Source organism: Paraburkholderia translucens (genome assembly GCF_020881035.1).
Taxonomy (GTDB): Bacteria; Pseudomonadota; Gammaproteobacteria; order Burkholderiales; family Burkholderiaceae; genus Paraburkholderia; species Paraburkholderia translucens.
The window spans coordinates 243,803-259,533 of sequence record NZ_JAJITC010000003.1 but is presented as its reverse complement, the minus strand read 5'-3'; the positions used below and the strand labels follow the sequence as shown (position 1 = coordinate 259,533).

Here is a 15,731-nt window from a genome sequence, read left to right as displayed (position 1 = left end):
GGAGGCCTCCATGTGCTATTCGGCTCAGATCCAGGCGGACTACCGCCGCTATGTCCGCATGTTCGGCGCGCAGATGAGCATCGAAGAATTCGCGCGTCTTTTCTTCGAACGTGCACAGGACAGTCAGGCCAGAATTCCCAAAGCGATGGAAGACGCCTTCTCGGAGCCGCACTCCGACGCGGAACGGGAAGTCTGGGCGCTGATTGGGCGCTTCAGATCGCAGCAAACCGCGAAGCTCGAACAGGAACTGTTCAAACAGCGCACCCGCCTCGCCGATGCCGAGCGCTCGCTGCAGACCAAAGTCACCAAGGCGGCCAGCGAGAGCAAGCGGATCGCGCAAGACAAGATCGAGCGCACGCTCGAGCGGCTCGAAGACCTCGGGCGCAGCGATCCCAAAGCAGCCGACTCGCGCATCTTCCCCGGCTACTACGCGCCTGTGATGGTGCTGGAAAACGGCCAGCGCGTCGTCAAGCCGATGCGCTATCAGTGCCGCCTCGCCGGCAAGCCCGCCTCGTACGACGCCCGCTATCCCGGCACGTACAACGCCCGCCGCGACAGTCTCGAAGGTTTCTGGAAAACGCTATTCGGCTATTCGCATGGACTGGTTCTGGCGAGTGCCTTCTATGAGAACGTGTCGCGCGCGCGGATGGAAGGCCGTGAACTGGCGCCCGGCGAGAAGGATGAAAACGTCCGGCTCGAGTTCAGGCCCAGCCCGCCTCACGACATGCTGATCGCGTGCTTATGGTCCCGCTGGAGCGGCAAAGGCGAGCCGGATTTATTGTCCTTCGCGGCGATCACCGACGAGCCGCCACCCGAGGTCGCCGCCGCGGGGCATGATCGCTGCATCATTCCGATCAAGCCTGAGCATATCGACGCGTGGTTGAATCCCGATCCGCGCGATCTGGGCGCGCTGTACGCGATTCTCGACAATCGGGACCGGCCGTTTTACGAGCATCGGATCGCGGCGTGAATGCGCCAATGCGGCTCTGCAAGCCGCTCGACACGCCGACGGATCATCCTTGCAATCTGCGCGCAGTAACATATCCTGCGTTATTGAATGTTCACCGGTTGACGAAGACTACCCCGTTGTAGAGGTCCGCCAACAGGCGCGACTCGGACCCCATCACTCATCGAAGCGCCTGCGCAGCGCACCCGGCACGATCCATACCCTCGGGTTCAGGCTGCACATACAGGAGAGGTCGGCATGGGCAAACATTCCGCGGCGGACGCTTCGCAGCAGACCGCGCTCGGCAGCGACGAACTTCAACTGATCGATGCGTGGTGGCGCGCATGCAACTATCTTTCGGTCGGCATGATTTATCTGCTCGACAACCCGCTGTTGCGCGAGCCGCTGAAAGTCGAACACATCAAGCATCGCCTGCTCGGACACTGGGGCGCGAGCCCGGCCTTGTCGTTCGTCTGGGCGCATCTGAACCGCGCGATCAAACGCGACGACCTCGATGTCGTTTTCATGGCAGGTCCCGGACACGGCGCACCGGGCGTGCTCGGCCCCACCTACCTCGAAGGCACTTACTCCGAGATCTATCCCGACAAGAGTGAAGATGCCGAGGGCATGCAGAAGTTCTTCAAGCAGTTCTCGTTCCCCGGCCATATCGGTTCGCATGTGACGCCGGAGACACCCGGATCCATCCATGAGGGCGGCGAACTCGGCTACAGCCTCTCGCACGCGTATGGCGCCGTGCTCGACAACCCCGACCTCATCGTGGCCTGCGTGGTCGGCGATGGCGAGGCGGAGACCGGGCCGCTTGCCACCGCGTGGCATTCGAACAAGTTCATCAATCCGGCCCGCGACGGCACCGTGCTGCCGATCCTCAATCTGAACGGCTACAAGATCGCCAATCCGACCATCCTGTCGCGCATCAGCAGCCGGGAACTGGAAGCGCTCTTTCTCGGGTATGGATACACCCCGCATTTCGTCGAAGGATCGGATCACGCGGAAATGCATCAGAAGATGGCGCACACGCTCGACACCGTGCTCGGCGAAATTCGCGAGATCCATCAGCAGGCACGCGAGAAGGGCAATCTGGAGCGGCCGCTCTGGCCGATGATCGTGCTGCGCACGCCCAAGGGCTGGAGCGGACCGAAGGAGATCAACGGCCACAAGGTCGAAGGCTCATGGCGCTCGCACCAGGTGCCGTTCGCGGATGTGCGCACCAACTCCGCGAATCTCGAAGTGCTCGAACAGTGGATGCGCAGCTACCGGCCCGACGAACTTTTCGACGCCAACGGCACGCTGATCCCCGCGCTCAAGGCACTCTCTCCCGAAGGCCCGCGGCGCATGAGCGCCAATCCGCACGCGAACGGCGGCATCCTGCGCCGCGAGCTGAAGCTGCCCGACGTGCGCGCGTACGCCGTGGATGTGCAGCACGCGGGCAAGGTGCTGCGCGAGAACACGCGGCCGCTCGGCGAATTTCTGCGCGACACGATGCGCTGCAATATGAACACCTTCCGCGTGTTCGGCCCGGACGAAACGGCGTCGAACCGTCTGCAATCGATCTACGAGGTCAGCAAGAAGGTGTGGATGGCCGACATGCTTCCCGAGGACGAGGACGGCGGCGAACTCGCACGCGACGGACGCGTGATGGAAATGCTCTCGGAGCACACGCTGATGGGGTGGCTCGAAGGCTATCTGCTGACGGGCCGCCACGGCTTCTTCCATACCTACGAAGCGTTTGCGCACGTCGTGGATTCGATGTTCAATCAGCACGCGAAGTGGCTCGACATCAGCAGGAATCACGTGCCCTGGCGCGCGTGGGTGTCGGCGGAGAACATACTGCTGTCCTCCACCGTATGGCGGCAGGATCACAATGGCTTCTCGCATCAGGACCCCGGCTTCATCGATCTCGTCACCAACAAGAGCCCGTCGGTCACCCGCGTCTATCTCCCGCCCGACGCGAACACGCTGCTGGTGGTCGCCGACCATTGCCTGCGCACCACCGACTGCATCAACGTCATCGTGGCCGACAAGCAGAAACACCTGCAATTCACGACCATCGACGAAGCCTTCGTGCACTGCGCCAAAGGCATCGGCGTGTGGCGGCGCGCGAGCAACGACGAGGACGCCGAACCGGACGTGGTGATGGCCTCGTGCGGCGACGTCGCCACCCAGGAAGCGCTGGCGGCCACGGCGATCCTGCGCGAACGCCTGCCCGAACTCAAGCTGCGTTTCGTCAACGTGGTGGACCTGTTCAGGATGCAGCCGGCGACCGAGCACCCGCACGGCTCGACCGAACGCGAGTTCGACAGCCTGTTCACCACCAGCAAGCCGGTGATCTTCAATTTCCACGGTTACCCGTGGCTGATTCACAAGCTCGCCTATCGCTTTCGCAATCACGAGAATCTGCACGTGCGCGGCTACAAGGAGAAAGGCAACATCAACACACCGCTCGAACTGGCGATTCTCAATCAGGTCGACCGCTTCAATCTGGTGATCGACGTGCTCGACCGCGTGCCGCGTTTGCAGGACAGATCGGCGCATCTCAGGGAAGACATGAGAAACGCGATCGTCAGCAACCTCAACTACGCGCATACGCACGGCACGGACCGCGCCGAGGTCGCCGACTGGGTCTGGCCGTTCTGAACGTCATACGCAGCATGCACCGGGAACAGCACCATGGCCGACGCTCCCACTACGCCCCCGCCGCCCGACGCGGATGCGGCACGCACCGGCCTGAGCGCCACGGCGCTCCAGCGCGGCGTGCTCGACAATCTGCTGTGCCTGGGGGGCCGCTATCCGGCGATCGCCCGCCCGGATGACTGGTACATGGCGCTCGCCTACAGCGTGCGCGACCGCATGCTGGCCCGCTGGGCAGCCTCCGTGCAGACTTACGCCGCACACGATGTGCGGGTGGCCTGCTACCTTTCCGCCGAGTTCCTGATCGGCCCGCAACTCGGCAACAACCTCGTCAATCTCGGCATCGAGGCCAACGCACGCGATGCGCTGCGCGCGCTCGGCATCGAGCTCGACACCCTGCTCGCGATCGAAGAAGAACCGGGGCTCGGCAATGGCGGGCTTGGCCGGCTCGCGGCCTGCTATCTGGATTCGCTCGCGACCCTGGAAATACCCGCCGTCGGCTATGGGATCCGCTACGAGTTCGGCATCTTCGATCAGCAGATCCGCGACGGCTGGCAGGTCGAAACCACCGACAAGTGGCTGCAAAAGGGCAATCCATGGGAGATCGTGCGCCCCGAGGTCGCGTACTACGTAGGGTTCGGCGGCCACACCCACAACGAAACCGATGCACAAGGGCGCCTGTGCGTGCGCTGGACGCCCACGCGGCAAGTCAAAGGCGTGGCTTGCGATACGCCCGTGCCCGGCTATCGCGTCAACACGTGCAACACCTTGCGGCTGTGGAAGAGCGAGGCGGTCGAGTCGTTCGACCTGCAAGACTTCAACGCCGGTGACTATTACGAGGCCGTCAACGAGAAGGTCATCTCCGAGACGCTGTCGAAGGTGCTCTATCCGAACGACGAGCCCGAGGCCGGCAAGCGCCTGCGCCTTGCGCAGCAATATTTCTTCGTGTCCTGCTCGCTGCAGGACATGCTGCGCCTGCTCGAGCTCAAGGGCGAACCGGTCGAACGCTTCGCCCAGATGTTCAGCGTGCAGCTGAACGACACGCACCCGTCGATCGCCGTCGCCGAACTGATGCGTCTGCTGGTGGACGAGCGGCAGGTGCCGTGGGACGACGCCTGGGACATCACGCGGCGCGCGCTCGCTTACACCAATCACACGCTGCTGCCCGAAGCGCTCGAAACCTGGGGGCTGCCGCTCATGCGCAACCTGCTGCCGCGCCTGCTCGAAATCATCTATGAGATCAACCGGCGCTTCGTCGAAGAGGTCCGGCAACGCTATCCGGGCGATGAAGCGCGCGTCGCACGCATGTCGCTGATCGACGAGCGCGGCGACAAGCTCGTGCGCATGGCGCACCTGGCGACGGTGGGCAGCTACGCGATCAACGGCGTGGCCGAACTGCATTCCAGGCTGCTCAAGCAGACCGTGTTGCGAGACTTCGCCGAATTGTGGCCCGAGCGTTTTTACAACGTCACGAACGGCGTCACGCCGCGCCGCTTCCTGCTGCTCTCCAATCCGGCGCTCGCGCGGCTGCTCGACGAAACCGTCGGCAGCGGCTGGGAGACCGATCTCGCGCAACTGCGCAAGCTCGAAGCGTATGCCGACGACGCCGCGTTTCAGGAGCGCTGGGCTCGCGTGAAGCAATCGAACAAGGCCGTGCTCGCCGCGCGCATCCGCAACGCGACGGGCATCGGCGTCGATGCTGCCGCGCTGTTCGACGTGCAGGTCAAGCGCATCCATGAATACAAGCGGCAACATCTGAACGCGCTCCTGATCGTCACGCTGTACCGGCGCCTGCTGCGCAACCCGCAACTGGCGCTGACACCGCGCTGCTTCGTATTCGGCGGCAAGGCGGCGCCCGGCTATGCGATGGCCAAGCTCATCATCCGTTTGATCAACGGCATCGCCGAAGTCGTGAATAACGACCCGCTGGTGAACGGGCGGCTGAAGGTGGTGTTCTATCCGGACTTCAATGTGAAGAATGCTCACTTCATCTACCCCGCCGCCGATCTGTCCGAGCAGATTTCGACGGCCGGCAAGGAAGCATCGGGCACCGGCAACATGAAGTTCATGATGAACGGTGCGCTGACGATCGGCACGCTGGACGGGGCCAATATCGAAATCCGTGAAGAAGTCGGCGACGACAACTTCTTCCTGTTCGGCCTGTCCGCCGACGAGGTGGAACGCGTCAAGCATGACGGTTATCACCCCGCGGCCTACGTGAAGGAGAACGCGGAACTGGGCGAAGTGCTGGACCTGATCGCCTCCGGTCATTTCTCGCGCGGAGATCGCGAGATGTTCCGCCCGCTCATCGACAATCTGATGCAGGCGGACCCGTTTCTCGTGCTCGCCGATTACGCCGCCTACGTGGCGCGCCAGGACGACGTCAGCGCCGCCTGGCAGGACACGCGGCGCTGGACCCGCATGTCGATCCTGAACACGGCGCGCGCGGGCAAGTTCTCTTCCGACCGCTCCATCGACGAATACTGCAAGAAGATCTGGAACATCCGCCCGGTGAGGATCGCCCTTGATCGATGAGCCTGAAACGGGATCGAGCCGCGCGTATGCGGTTCGCCCCGGGTCGCGTTTTCCGCCAGGCGCGAGCGAGGTGCCCGGCGGCATCAATTTCTGCATTTTCTGCCGCCACGCGACGCGCGTTGAGTTGCTGCTGTATGAGGCTGCCGACAGCCCCGAGCCGTTTCAGATCGTCACGCTCGCTGCCGACACCAATCGAACCTTCTTCTTCTGGCATGTGATGGTGGAAGCGTTGCCGATCGGCACGCACTACACATGGCGGGTGGACGGTCCGCGGGAGACGCAGTCAAGCGGCGAGCGGTTCGATCCCGACAGGGAGCTCCTCGACCCGGATGCCCGCGCGGTCAGCGACGCTCTGTGGACGCGGCCTCCTCCCGGCAAGCCGAGTCCCGCCGGGCACGCAACGCACCGCGCGATCGTGACGGAAACGCTGCCCGTGTGCTCCACGCTCGTCTCGCGCGGGCTCGACGACGCGCTCATCTACGAACTGCATGTCGGCGGCTTCACGCGTCATGCGTCGAGTGGCGTGGAGCATCCCGGCACCTTCGCCGGCCTGATCGAGAAGATTCCGTACCTCAAGCAACTCGGTGTGACTCACGTCGAGCTGCTGCCCGTGATGGCCTTCGACGAGCAGGACGTTCCGCCCGCCGCGGCGGCACGCGGACTGACCAACTACTGGGGTTACAGCACGCATAGCTACTACAGTCCGCATCCTCGATACTGCCGCGACCCCGCGCGCGCGCCGCAGGAGTTTCGCGCCCTCACCGACGCGTTGCACACCGCCGGCATTGGCGTGCTGCTCGACGTGGTGTTCAACCATACGGCCGAAGCAGGCGAGACGGGACCCATCATCAACTTCAAGGGCCTCGGGAACGATATTTTTTACCACCTCGACGCGGCCGACCGGCGCCGCTATCGGGACTACACCGGCTGCGGCAACACGGTCAATTGCAACCATCCACTGGTGACGACGTTCATCGTTCACTGCCTCGAATACTGGGTGGTACGGCTGGGCGTCGATGGCTTCCGGTTCGACCTCGCGAGTGTCTTCGCGCGCGACCAGCGCGGCGAGCTGATGCCCGATCCACCGCTGCCCTGGGCGATCGAGTCTTCGCGTGTGCTCTCGCACGTGCCGTTGATCGCGGAGGCATGGGACGCCGCCGGGATGTATCAGGTCGGCGCCTTTCCCGGCATGGCTTGGGCCGAGTGGAACGGCCGCTATCGGGACGTGATTCGCCGTTTCGTGCGCGGCGACCCGGGAATCATCGGGGAGGTCGCCACGTGCATCGCCGGCAGTTCGGACCTCTATGCGGACGACGGCCGGCTGCCCAACAACAGCATCAACTACGTGACGTGCCACGACGGTTTCACGCTGATGGATCTCGTGAGCTACGAGTCGAAGCGCAACGAAGCCAACGGCGACGAGAATCGCGACGGCACCTCCGACAACCTGTCGTGGAACTGCGGAGCCGAGGGCGAGACCGGCGACGCGAGGATTCTCGGTCTGCGGCACCGTCAGGCGCGCAACCTGATGGCCCTCCTGTTTCTGAGCCAGGGCGTGCCGATGATGCTCGCGGGCGACGAGGTGCTGCGCAGCCAGCGCGGCAACAACAACGCGTATTGTCAGGACAACGCGCTGAGCTGGTTCGACTGGACGCCCACGGAGTCCGGCTCGGCCATGTTGCGCTTCGTGCAGGCGCTGATTGCGCTGCGCAAGCGCCACGCGAGTCTGCGCCGGCGACGTTTCCTCACCGGGCGCCCCTCGCCCGGGCAGACCCGACCGGATGTGGCATGGCACGGCGAGCGCCTGCACGAGCCGGGCTGGCACGATCCGCGCGCACGGCTTCTCGTCGTCACGCTGGGCGGCGAAGCGCCCGGCGAACCTGCGCTGCACGCCGTCTTCAACATGGACGATGGCGCGTGCACGGTCCAGCTACCCGCGCCCGACGGGCAGCACTGGCGTCGTATCGTCGATACCGCGCGCGACGCGCCGCATGACATCGTGCAATCTGCGCAACAGGCCGCCATCGAGAGCGAACAATGTCGCGTGGAGGCGCGCAGCGTCGTGGTTCTGGAAGAAGCGGGCTGAACCGGCACAAATAAAACGGGCCCTTGTCCTGTAACGCCGATGCTGTGGCGGATAGCTCAGGCGTACATCCGATTTACTGGCGGAAGAATCCACCCGCAACGAATCGCGAAGGGCATCATGAGAATCAGCGTATCCGGGCCGTCCGTCGTTGTTGCGATGGTTGCGCTCGCGCTCCACGGCGGCGCATTCGCGAGGTCGGAAGCCTGCCATCCCACCTCGAAGAAGCAGATTTCCGCGCTGTTCGATCGCTGGAACGACTCGCTGAAAACCGGCGACCCGCAGAAGGTCGTGGCGAACTATGCGCCGCACTCGATCCTGCTGCCGACCGTCTCGAACAAGCCGCGTTTGACTGCGGACGAAAAGCTCGACTACTTCAAACACTTCCTCGAAAACAAGCCAGTCGGCACGATCGACTTCAGCGACATCATGATCGAATGCAACACCGCGATCGACTCGGGGCTCTATTCCTTCAAGTTTGCGGACGGCTCGGTTGTCAAGGCGCGCTATACGTTCACCTACGCCTGGGATGGACACAAGTGGCTCATTACCAGCCATCATTCGTCGAAAATGCCAGAGGGCCAATAGCCCCCGCGCTCAGTCGAGCCACGCCCGGCACACAGCGCGCTCATCAGTTGCGTGACGGGGCCGTGCCCCTCTTTCGCGAGCCCGAAGAGCTGCCATGAGGCAACCCGAAGCGACGCAAGGCCGTCCTGGCTTGAATCGATAAAGGAGCGACGGATGTCCGATTCCACTGCTGCAACGCCGACCCAACCGGCCACCGATCACGCTGATTCCAGTGCACCGGCGGCACAGGAAGATCCGTCCGCGGGAAATGCGGTGCGATCAGCTCGCAACGAAGCTAAACTCCCGGCTCCGTCCGCTGCGCCGCCTCCTGCACACCGCGTACCGCCGCGGCCACGAACAAGCCGGTGAACACCAATCCGATCAGCCCAAGGCATACGGCGTCGATCCGGCCGAACGTCGATGTTGGCACGACGTCGCCATAGCCGATCGTCAGCGCGGTGATCGCGCAGAAGTACACGGTTTCGCTGATCGATGAGGGCGTCCGGTTCGCTGTCTCGACAGGTGCGCCCCAGTAGTACATGCCGAAGGTCAGCAAAACGAACAGAAGAAGCAGGCCAATCAGGATCGCTCTCAGATACCAGAGCGTCATCGCCATCTCCTTGAGGATCTCGCTGGCCCGAAGACGGCCAGTGCCATCGTCTCTTGCATTTTCCATTGCGCGCTCCTTCCGCGATCAGCGGATCGGCATTGCGGCCATCAGTCAGGCCCCGCGCGCGGCATACCGCAGCGCCTCATTTCACACGGCGGCGCTGCTCGAAAAGCAGAAGCATCAAACACGCGTAGACCGTGACAGCCAGAAAGAGCCCCATGCGCACCGCAAACGCGGTGTAGACGTCCTTGCCCGCCACGCTGTCCTGCACCGATTGCCCCAGCAGAATGATCATCGTCACGAGACTGTTCAGCCAGAAGCCCGGCGAACAACGGGTCGGCTGAAGACCGTAGAGCTTGCGTCCTACGAACAGGCCGCACAGCAGCATCCACAGAAAGAACATCCAGAGATGCACGAACAGCCTGAGCGCGAACCAGAACGCAATGGCGAGCAGGCCGCCGAGCAGCGTCGAGCCGATCAGATCGCGTGCGGCGCTGCGGGCCGACGTCGTGCAGGTTTGTCTGCCGAGACTGACGGACTTCATGATGATCGGCATGTAGTTGGCCGGATCGGTCATCGCGAGCAGATAGGCCGGCATGACGACGAGCGCGGCACGCAGCGCGATATAGGCGGCCTGGTCGTCCGCCATCGCGCCCGCAACCGGCTGTTCGCGCGCGCCCGTGCGTTCGGGAAACAGCCTGTGTGCCAGCGTCGACACCAGCACGGCCAGCAGAAGCCCCTTCGCCAGCGCGCCCACGACCGTCAAGGCCAGTTCGAAATCAGCCGTGCCCGCGGCGGAAATCATCGTCAGTCCTGCGACCAGAAAAGTCGCGACCAGGTTGTTACCGCCGCGCAGTCCATAACGAAACGCGAGGAACAACATGAGGCCGACGAGCATCACGCCGGCCCACGCGTAATGACGAAGCAACGGAACGAGCATGAGGCCGCTGCCGGTGGTCGACGCCACGACCAGCGAAACAATCAGTCCGGCCTTCAGCGACAGCGGACGGCTCTGCGTGGCGAGCAGAAACACCGCGAATACCGGCGCGACGACCGGTATCGGGAAATCGAGCCCAAAGCTGATGGCAAGAGAAAGCGCCGTTCCTGTGGCAACACGTATCGCGCGATTACCGAGACGCTGGATCACGGGCTGCATAGGTCTCTCAATAGACGTAGGAAAGCCAGCTCATCACCCGTATGAAGGCGTGTCCCAGCGGATTGAGCGGATTGCCTTGAGTCGGAAATGCCATCACTTCGGCCTGCCCTCCCACACGCAGATCGCGCAGGCGCGCACGCTCGCTCTCGTCGAATTCGACGATCACCGGAAACCGTTGCGCGGGACGCAGCCAGTCGCGGCTGTTCTGCACGGTCGGCAAACTGCCGGCTGGGGTGCTCTGGCCCACGCTCACGCCATAGCCGATACTGCGAATCCGCCCGTCGAACACTTCGCCGGGCAACCCATCCAACGCGATCACGACACGGGTGCCCGGTCTGAGATGGCCGAGATTGTTCTCCGTCATATCGGCGCTGATCCACACGTCGCGGATCGCGATCAACGTCATGACCGGGCTGCCCGCCGCCGCGAACTGCCCGACTTCCGTGCGCAGATCGGTCACGACGCCACTCGACCGGGCTCTGATGCGTGCATTGGCGAGATCGAGTTCGGCCTTTGCCAGCGCGCCGGCGGCGCTGCGCAACTGCGCATTCTCGGCCTCGTTTCCGCCTTGCTGCTCCCGGGCGCGTTCGACTTCGGCTTGCGCGCCGACCACCTGGCTCTGGGCCTGTTCGTGCGTCGCCCGCGCGATCTCGAGGCGTCGCAGCGAGACGGTGCCCTCGTCTTCGCGATAGAGCCGCTCGAGCCGTTCGCTGTCCTGCCGCGCCTTGACCTCGTTCGCGATGGCGGCCCGCAACCCGGCAAGCGCGGAGTCGATACCGGCCGTGCTGGCGCCGACCTGACGGCGCGTGGACTCCAGATCGGCGCGCGCCCGCTCGGCGGCGATGCGGTAGGACTCGCTATCGACTTCGAACAGCACGTCCCCCGCGTTGACGTGCTGGTTGTTATGGATGAACACCCGGGTCACGCGTCCCGACACTTCGGCGGCGACGGGTATGACGTAGGCCTGGATTCGCGCCTGTTGCGTGTACGGCGTGAAGCGGTCGGCGAGCAGATACCAGATCAAGCTCAGCACGATCAGACAGACAACCCATCGGACCGCTTTGGCCGAAGGGTCGGCAGCTTGCGCCGGCGGCTGCGGCGAGGCGGCCGTTCGAGGTTCGGGGGCATCGCTCATCGTGGCGCCCCTTCGGCTTGACCCGGCGCGGCGGAAGACGGCGACGTGTCGTTCAGCAAATCGCCCCAGTCGGTGCGTTGCCGCATCTGCGCGCTCGTCGCCGCATCGACGAGCGGCTGTTGCGTCTGCCAGCCTCCTCCGAGGGCCTTGTAAAGCGCGATCACGCTGCCGACGGCGTTGCTGCGATTGACCACGTACGCGTCCTGCTGCGCGAACAGCGCACGTTGCGCATCGAGCACCCGCTGGAAGTCCGAATAGCCTTCGCGGTAGACCGTATTGGCGAGCGTGAGCGAGCGCCGCGCCGCGCCTTGCGCGTCGTTCAGGATGGTGTCGCGCTGCAGTGCGGCGATCAGCGCCGTGGCGGCATCATCGGCCTCGCGCGCCGCCTCGCGCACCGTGTTCTGATAAGCCACCGTCAACTCCTGCAGCCGTGCGTCCTGAACGCGCACGTTGTTGGCGATCCTGCCGTAATCGAACACGTTCCACGTCACGCTCGGGCCCGCCGCGAAAATCAGCGTGCTCGGTTCGCCCGTGAGCGAACTGGCGGTCCACACGAGCGAGCCGAGCAACGACACGGACGGGTACAGATCCGCTTTTGCCACGCCGATGAGGGCCGACTGCGCCGCCATCTGATACTCGGCGGAGCGAACATCCGGGCGCCGCAACAGGAGATCGGCCGGCACGTCCTGCAGCACCGCGCGATCCACGAGCGGCACCACGCCCTCCTTGCCGGCCTGGACCTCGATCTCCGGCAGCGGACCGGGCGGTCGCCCCAGGAGCACCGACAGCGCGTGACGCGCAAGGACGATCTGGCTTTCCAGATCGGGGATGCTGCTCAGTGTCCCCAGGTACTGCGTCTTCGCCTGCTGGAAGTCGAGTTCATCGGTCTCGCCGGCCTTGAAGAGCTTTTGAGCGATGTCGTAGCTGCGCTTTTGCAACTGGGCGTTCTCGCGAGCGATGCGCAGCCTCGCCTGCGCGACGCGCAGCGTGAAATACGTATCGGCGATCTGGGCGTGCAGCAGAACCAGCGCGTCGTCGCGATTGGCTTGCGCGGCGAAGAACGCGGCGTCGGCCGACTCGATCGCGCGACTGAAACGCCCCCAGAAATCCAGCTCCCAGCCGACGCTGAAGCCCGCGCCGTACTGCACGTAGGCGCCCGAGCGCGGATTGAATCCATCCGAGCGTTTGCGCGCCGAAGCCAGTGCCTCTGCGCTCGCCTGTTGCACCTGAGGATAGCGTCCCGCCTGCGCAATGCCGAGCTGCGCGCGTGCCTCGAGCACGCGCAGCCCGGCGATCTTCAGGTCACCATTGTTCGCGTCGGCTTCGGCGATCAGCCGTTCGAGGTTCCGGTCATCGAATATGAGCCACCATTGGCGCAGATCGGGCTGTAAGCCCTGCTGCGTGACCTGGGCGATCGACTCGCTACGCCAGTGTTCGCTCCACGCTTCATGCCGCGGCTGAAAGTCCGGGCCGACCCGCATGCATCCGCTCAGACCGAGCGCCCCGAAGAGCACGGCGACCCGATACGGACGCATGAGCGGTGACACGGAGCCATCCTCGAGCGTCAGGCCTGTTTCTGTTCCTGGGACGGCTGAGGCTGCTGGGATTGCGGCTGGTCCTTCACCCAGCGCCAGAACAGCTGATAGCCGACCGCGAGCATCACGGGCCCGACGAACAGCCCGATCACGCCCCCCGTCACCATGCCGCCGAGCGCTCCGATCAGCACGACGGGCATCGGCACCGCGACGCCGCGGCCCAGCAACAAGGGCTTGAGCACGTTATCGGAAAGGCCCGCGACGAAGACATACACCGAGAAGAGGATCGTTGCGGTGCTCACGCCGTCCGTGACGATCACGAAAATGATCACGGGAATGGTGATCAGCGTGGCCGGGAGTTGCATGATGCCGAGGAGCAGCACGGCCAGCGCGAGCAGCCCCGCGCCGGGTATCCCCGTCACGATGAAGCCGATGCCGATCAGCAGCATCTGGATGAACGCGATGCCCACTACCCCTTGCGCCACCGCGCGAATCGTCGCCGTGCACAAATCGGCGATCTGAGTCCCGTTCTCCGGGCCGGAGATGCGCGAGGCGATCTGCACCGCGCTGTGATAGCCGTTCTCACCATAAGCCATCAGGATTCCGGCAACGATCAACGCGACGAAAAATATCACCAGCGCGGCACCGAGCCCCGTCAACGTAGCAAGCAGAGCGAGGCCGGCCCCCTTGAGCTGCGGAGCGAATTTCTGCGCGAGGCCGGTCAGGTCCGTCGAGGCCTGCAGCCAGAAGTCGTACACACGCTGGCCGATCACCGGCCAACTCGACACCGACTCCGCGGGAGGCGGAATCTGGAAGCCACCGCTTTTGAACATGGCTATCGATTTCTCGATCGAATCGCCTACCGCGAGACCCAACACGTAGGTCGGCACGAGAATCACGGCAAACGCGACGAGCACGATCAGCGTAGCGACCAGACCGTCCTTGCCGCCGAACACAGGGCGCAGAAGGACCTGGAGCGGATAGAGCGTGATCGCGAGAATCACCGACCAGGCCATCAGGTCGAGAAACGGAGCGAAGATCCGGAAACAGAACACGGCCAGGATCGCAATGAGTCCGGCGCGGATCAGTACATCGAGCATCTCTCTCGACGCAGTTCGCTGGGTCGTCGGGGTGAGCAGCATAGGTTCTTCTCCCGCCAGGTCGCGCCGCGGTTCGGCGGCGACTCCGTGATAGGCCTGCAAGACGCGAAAACTCAAACCCACTGGAACCTGTTTGACGGCAATACCGGAACCTGCCTGCGATTCCGGCATCTTCGGGAAGACAGTCGCGATGGTTTTGTTGTCGATAAAACCCGACTTTTCACTACTATTGAACCCGGTTCTGAAATATTCAATTGGACTTTGGTCTCATAGCCTCGAGCCGCCCGAAGTTCATCTCAGCGACGACAACCATGCAGAGCATCGTGAGATTGATGACCATTGTTGCTGCCCTTTTGGCCTTGATGCCCGCCGCGCCCGTCCTCGCGGCCGATGTCGGCTTTGAGCAGGTCGCCATACCGAATGGCGCCGAACCGCCGCTCGCGGCCGGAATCTGGTATCCGACCACCGCGCCGGCAACGCCGCACGCTCTGGGCGATCTCACCCAGACCATCGCGCCGGACGCCCCGATCGCCGGCCGGCACCTGCCGCTGGTGGTGTTGTCGCACGGCGGTGCGGGCTGGTATGGCGGCCATTACGACACGGCGCTCGCTCTCGCTCGTGCGGGCTTCGTCGCGGCGGCGCTCAGTCACGCCGGCGACACTTTCGACGATCAGAGCCGCGTGCTGCAACTCTGGCGCCGTCCCGCCCAGCTTCATCGGCTGGTGGACTACATGCTCGACGACTGGCACGGGCACGAGCAGCTCGATGCGGCCCGCGTCGGCGCATTTGGCTTTTCCAACGGCGGCTTCACCGCGCTCGTGGCAGCGGGCGGCATTCCGGATCTTGCGACGATCGCCCCGTTTTGCGAGGCCCATCCCGATCATGATCTGTGCGAGGCCTTGCGGCACGCGAACGTGGACGTTCATTCCGGCGCGCAGGTGCCCGCCGGCGCCTGGGTCCACGATCCGCGCATCGAGGCCGTCGTCATCGCCGCGCCATCGTTCGGATTTGCGTTCGGTCGCGCCGGGCTCAGCGGCGTTCGCGCGCCGGTGCAGCTATGGAGCGCCGCCGACGATCGTCATCAGCCGCATCCCTGGTACGATGAGCCGGTACGCGACGGCCTGCCCCGCGCTCCCGCCTGGCACGTCGTCGACAACGCAGGCCACTACGACTTCCTGCCGCCGTGCGACGCGCGTCTTGCGCGGCGGCGGCCGCAGATCTGCGACAGCAAGCCGGGGTTCGACCGGGCTGCGTTCCATGAGCGATTCAACGCCGCCGTGGTGCAGTTTTTCGAGGCCGTGCTGCGCCAGCACTGAGTGCACGGATAGAACGCGGGCCACCTACAGAGGGCGTCATTCAGGAAACCTATGCAAGTCCGCCTGGTTGTCGTTCGAATCGATGAGCCCGCGATGCCG

General features: G+C 64.3%; 11 protein-coding genes. 6 read left to right on the top strand and 5 right to left on the bottom strand.

Features of this window, described 5'->3' with window-relative positions; genetic code table 11:
* Positions 1 to 10 precede the first annotated feature (10 nt).
* The 5 genes from LJ655_RS06700 to LJ655_RS06680 all read left to right on the top strand — a co-directional run bounded on the left by LJ655_RS06700 (position 11) and on the right by LJ655_RS06680 (position 8,801).
* The gene (locus LJ655_RS06700) at positions 11 to 970 is read left to right on the top strand and encodes an SOS response-associated peptidase family protein (RefSeq protein WP_230560478.1); all 960 of its coding nucleotides are present in this window, start codon (positions 11 to 13) and stop codon (positions 968 to 970) included.
* 234 nt (positions 971 to 1,204) lie between these two features.
* Positions 1,205 to 3,601 (top strand): phosphoketolase family protein, encoded by a 2,397-nt coding sequence (locus LJ655_RS06695; protein WP_230560477.1) that lies wholly within the window; start codon positions 1,205 to 1,207, stop codon positions 3,599 to 3,601.
* Positions 3,602 to 3,634: 33 nt separating this feature from the next.
* Entirely contained in the window at positions 3,635 to 6,130 is a 2,496-nt protein-coding gene (locus LJ655_RS06690; protein WP_230560476.1) for a glycogen/starch/alpha-glucan phosphorylase, read from the top strand.
* Positions 6,120 to 8,216, top strand: coding sequence for a glycogen debranching protein GlgX (glgX, locus tag LJ655_RS06685; RefSeq protein ID WP_230560475.1), 2,097 nt, complete (start codon positions 6,120 to 6,122; stop codon positions 8,214 to 8,216). Before LJ655_RS06690 ends, glgX begins: the two co-directional genes overlap by 11 nt.
* A gap of 117 nt (positions 8,217 to 8,333) precedes the next feature.
* On the top strand, positions 8,334 to 8,801 hold the full coding sequence (locus tag LJ655_RS06680) for a DUF4440 domain-containing protein (protein ID WP_230560474.1): 468 nt from the start codon (positions 8,334 to 8,336) through the stop codon (positions 8,799 to 8,801).
* A gap of 274 nt (positions 8,802 to 9,075) precedes the next feature.
* On the opposite strand, the gene LJ655_RS06675 is transcribed toward LJ655_RS06680, so the two are convergent.
* The 5 genes from LJ655_RS06675 to LJ655_RS06655 all read right to left on the bottom strand — a co-directional run bounded on the left by LJ655_RS06675 (position 9,076) and on the right by LJ655_RS06655 (position 14,358).
* Entirely contained in the window at positions 9,076 to 9,456 is a 381-nt protein-coding gene (locus LJ655_RS06675; protein WP_230560473.1) for a potassium channel family protein, read from the bottom strand.
* A 76-nt stretch (positions 9,457 to 9,532) separates the two neighbouring features.
* A complete protein-coding gene (locus LJ655_RS06670; protein WP_230560472.1) occupies positions 9,533 to 10,546 on the bottom strand; it encodes a DUF2955 domain-containing protein in 1,014 nt (337 codons plus the stop codon).
* A gap of 7 nt (positions 10,547 to 10,553) precedes the next feature.
* Positions 10,554 to 11,681: an HlyD family secretion protein gene (locus LJ655_RS06665; RefSeq protein WP_230560471.1), complete on the bottom strand. Its 1,128-nt coding sequence runs from the start codon at positions 11,679 to 11,681 to the stop codon at positions 10,554 to 10,556.
* Entirely contained in the window at positions 11,678 to 13,228 is a 1,551-nt protein-coding gene (locus tag LJ655_RS06660) for an efflux transporter outer membrane subunit (protein WP_425605777.1), read from the bottom strand. Before LJ655_RS06660 ends, LJ655_RS06665 begins: the two co-directional genes overlap by 4 nt.
* Positions 13,229 to 13,245: 17 nt before the next feature.
* The gene (locus LJ655_RS06655; RefSeq protein ID WP_230560470.1) at positions 13,246 to 14,358 is read right to left on the bottom strand and encodes an AI-2E family transporter; all 1,113 of its coding nucleotides are present in this window, start codon (positions 14,356 to 14,358) and stop codon (positions 13,246 to 13,248) included.
* A gap of 269 nt (positions 14,359 to 14,627) precedes the next feature.
* Between LJ655_RS06655 and LJ655_RS06650 the strand changes: the two genes are divergently transcribed.
* Complete coding sequence (locus tag LJ655_RS06650; protein ID WP_230560469.1) at positions 14,628 to 15,632, top strand: alpha/beta hydrolase family protein; 1,005 nt, start codon at positions 14,628 to 14,630, stop codon at positions 15,630 to 15,632.
* Positions 15,633 to 15,731 lie beyond the last annotated feature (99 nt).